Origin of the sequence: Roseibium aggregatum (assembly GCF_014692675.1) — a bacterium.
Classification (GTDB): Bacteria; Pseudomonadota; Alphaproteobacteria; order Rhizobiales; family Stappiaceae; genus Roseibium; species Roseibium aggregatum_C.
Genome location: NZ_JABFCZ010000114.1, coordinates 1 through 420, shown reverse-complemented (window position 1 = coordinate 420; position 420 = coordinate 1). Strand labels below are relative to the sequence as shown.

Annotated in this window: 1 protein-coding gene; it reads right to left on the bottom strand. The window is 63.6% G+C overall.

Translation table 11 applies throughout. The features are described from left to right. Positions 1-55: 55 nt before the first annotated feature. A complete protein-coding gene (locus HK439_RS26545; RefSeq protein WP_158194194.1) occupies positions 56-349 on the bottom strand; it encodes a 4a-hydroxytetrahydrobiopterin dehydratase in 294 nt (97 codons plus the stop codon). Between the last annotated feature and the right edge of the window lie 71 nt (positions 350-420).

The window sequence follows — 420 nt, the reverse complement described above, 5'->3', positions numbered from 1 at the left end:
AGACGGCGACGAGGTCCACGTCTTCCTGCTGGAACGCGCCTGAAGCGTGCGCCGGTCACCCCTGCGCAAACGCATCCATCTTCCGTGCAAGCCGGATGTCGAGATCGGTGAGGCCGCCGGCATCATGGGTCGACAGGACGACTTCCACCGTCCGGTACACATTGGACCATTCGGGATGGTGGTTCAGCTTCTCGGCGACCAAGGCGACCCGCGTCATGAAGCCGAAGGCCTCGTTGAAATCCTTGAACGCAAAGGTCCGGGTGATCGCATCGCGCCCATCCACCTCGCGCCAGTCCGGCAACCCGGCAAGAGCATCGGCCCGGGCCTCCGGCGACAGCTTTTCGGTCATGGCAATCTCCTGCAAGTGTGGCGAGGCACGCATTCACGCGCTTCTGCAAAGGGACCACGCCTGGCGATGCA